The 2,585-nt window shown below is 59.8% G+C and carries 3 protein-coding genes; all 3 read right to left on the bottom strand.

Annotated features, from left to right (window positions below):
• Positions 1-68: 68 nt before the first annotated feature.
• The 3 genes from QN224_RS33385 to QN224_RS33375 are packed head-to-tail and all read right to left on the bottom strand — an operon-like array spanning position 69 to position 2,502.
• The gene (locus tag QN224_RS33385; protein ID WP_283980145.1) at positions 69-1,640 is read right to left on the bottom strand and encodes an IS66 family transposase; all 1,572 of its coding nucleotides are present in this window, start codon (positions 1,638-1,640) and stop codon (positions 69-71) included.
• 54 nt (positions 1,641-1,694) lie between these two features.
• Positions 1,695-2,048 (bottom strand): IS66 family insertion sequence element accessory protein TnpB, encoded by a 354-nt coding sequence (gene tnpB, locus QN224_RS33380; RefSeq protein ID WP_180939347.1) that lies wholly within the window; start codon positions 2,046-2,048, stop codon positions 1,695-1,697.
• A complete protein-coding gene (locus QN224_RS33375; RefSeq protein ID WP_180939346.1) occupies positions 2,029-2,502 on the bottom strand; it encodes a transposase in 474 nt (157 codons plus the stop codon). The genes tnpB and QN224_RS33375 overlap by 20 nt, the downstream gene beginning before the upstream one ends.
• Positions 2,503-2,585 lie beyond the last annotated feature (83 nt).

Raw genomic sequence — 2,585 nt, 5'->3', positions numbered from 1 at the left:
TCGTAAGCGCTCATTTCCCCGCACGTTGACGGCCCTTGCAACTGATCGCTTTCAGACGGACGCGTCGGTCAGGCTGCGGCGGCCTTGAGGAAGTTGAAGGGCAGGAGATCGTCGATAGCTACGTTCTGAGGGCGCTGAGGCAGTTCAGTAAGGACGTGGCGTAACCAGGCTAATGGCTCGACGCCACAGGCGCGGCAAGTCAGCATCAGGCTATAGATGACTGCGCTAGCTCTGGCTCCGTCAACGGTATCGCTGAACAGCCAACTCTTTCTGCCGGTTGCAAAAATTCTGATATCGCGCTCCAGAAGATTGTTGTCGATCGGCATCCTGCCGTCCTCGGTGTGGCGCGTCAGATAGTCCCACTGGTTCAGAGTGTAGGACACAGCGTCGCCGAGCTTGCTGTCCGGCAAGACCTTCGGCGCGATGTCGTCGAGCCAAGCCTTGAGTGCGTTCAGGACGGGCACGCTGTGCTGTTGGCGAGAGCGCCGAATGCAGTCGGCCTGCGTTTCACCATCCTCGGGTTTTCTGTCCCTGGCCTGCCTTTCAATCCGGTAGAGCTGTTCGAAGAAGCGGAGTGCCTGCTCCGGTGGTCCGCCACCCTTCTTTCTCGCCTTGAGGGCGTCGACAAAGCGTCGTCTGGAATGGGCCATACACCCAAGATGGGTTGCCCCATCCAGCGTGCGCCAGGCGGAATAGCCATCACTCATCACTATCCCGCGATAATCGCCGAGGAAGGTTTGCGGGTATATCTGGCCGCGGCCCGGCTGATAATCGAGCAGCACGATCGGCTCGTCACCGTCCTCGCCGCTTCGGTAAGCCCACATATATGACGTGCTGGCGGCCTCTCGATCCTTTTCCTTTAGGACCTGAACAGTCGTCTCGTCGCCATGGATGAGGGGCTGCGATCTGAGCCGCAGCTTCAGGGCGTTATAGATGCGGGAGAGATGCTTTTCGCTCGAGCCGATCACCCAGTGGCCCAGAGCGCCACGGCTGACAGGAACACCTGCGCGCTCGAATGCCTGCGCCAAGCGGTAGAGCGGTGTGCCGTCGACATACTTATGAACGAGCGCGAAGGCCAGCGTCGAAGCCGTGGCGATGCTGCCCGGCAAGGGCTGCGCGGGCATCGGCGCGATCACGACCGGGGTGTTGATCCCGGTGCGGTCGCAATGACGGCAAGCATATTTGAACCGCACATTCTGCAGGACCTTCGCCTTCACCTCGATATGAAGTTGCTCGGTAACGGTCTCGCCCATGCGATGCATCTGGTGACGGCAGCATGGACAGGCCTTCTTATCGTCGGGAAGGTCATACTCGACACGCTCGCGCGGCAGGTTTTCCGGCAAGGCCTTGCGGCCGCGCTTCTTTCCCGTCGTGCCGTCGGTCGCCGGCAAGCCCGTGTCCGGCAGAGCAACGACATCGCCATCTTCGTTGTCGGCATCGTCCTCATCCGCGGCCTGTTCGGCTTCATTGAAGAGGCGGTCAATGTGCTTTTCGCTCTTCGGCGCAAAACGATGCAGCCGTGCAAGCGCCAACTCTTCCTCGAGTTTGACGACGCGTTCTGTGAGCTGGCGGTTCTCCGCCTGCAGCGCAGCAATACGCGCCATCAGCTCTTCAACAGTCGGTTCGCCGGATCGATTCATCAGATTCTTGAATCGAAAGCATGCCGCCGCGTCAACCGCGGAGTTCGAGAGCCCTCAACCAGCAACCTGATATTGCCGCACCGGATGGCGGACCATTGCATCGATATCGATGCCGTCGAGGAGCCAGTGCAATTGCTCGGTCGTAAGCTGAACGACCGCCGCCTCGCGGCGCGGCCACCGGAACTTGTCCTCGGTCAGCCGCTTCAGGACCAGCACAAAGCCGGATCGGTCGAAGAACAAGAGCTTCATCCGATCGCGACGGCGATTGCAGAACGCAAAAACCGCCGGAGCAAACGGATCGAGCGCCATCGTCTCCTGAACCAGCACCGCAAGGCTGTTGATGCCGGCCCTGAAGTCGATCGGCTCGCGGTGAAGGTAGACTTGAAGGTCAGCGCCCAGTGTGAACATGACCCAACGCTCCGATGACCGCTGCCAACGCATCCACATCACCGCATTCCAGCGTCAGCTTCACCCCGTTCGGCAGTGACGCGCTCACCTTGGCTGGAGAGGAAAAAGGCGCAGCCCTTTTCGATGCCGACCCACGCACTCCATCGCAAGTCCCCGGCAAATCCACCGCAGCCATGCTGCTCTGTCGCAGCAAGGCCCGATCGGAAGTGCTTTCAATCTGAACCGGGATAAACGACGGTGATGAGGACGGCGGGAGGGACTGGGTCTCCGTGCGCTTCTTTATCCACTTCCGAAGAAGGTTCGCATTGACCCCATGTTCGAGCGCAAGCCTCGATACCGACACGCCAGGCTCAAGGCAGGCCGAGACAAGACGGTTCTTCGATGCGGGGTCGTATCGGCGTCTCCCGTTCCGACCAACAAGCCTTACCTGCAGTTTCTGATCATCTTCTTCCATCACAAGGTGTCCACCTATTTTGGTGGACACCTCATGCATCAGAGCACTCAACAGCAAAAGGTGCGGGGAAATTCGCGCTTACG

The organism is Sinorhizobium sp. 7-81 (genome assembly GCF_030124405.1).
GTDB lineage: Bacteria > Pseudomonadota > Alphaproteobacteria > Rhizobiales > Rhizobiaceae > Sinorhizobium > Sinorhizobium psoraleae.
Note: the sequence above shows the minus strand (reverse complement) of the source record. Positions and strands in the feature narration are given on the sequence as shown.

Bases quoted from the DNA above. Each gene is read 5' to 3' on its own strand.
- QN224_RS33385 (WP_283980145.1), bottom strand. From the start codon at position 1,640: ATGAATCGATCCGGCGAACCGACTGTTGAAGAGCTGATGGCGCGTATT.
- tnpB (WP_180939347.1), bottom strand. From the start codon at position 2,048: ATGTTCACACTGGGCGCTGACCTTCAAGTCTACCTTCACCGCGAGCCG.
- QN224_RS33375 (WP_180939346.1), bottom strand. From the start codon at position 2,502: ATGGAAGAAGATGATCAGAAACTGCAGGTAAGGCTTGTTGGTCGGAAC.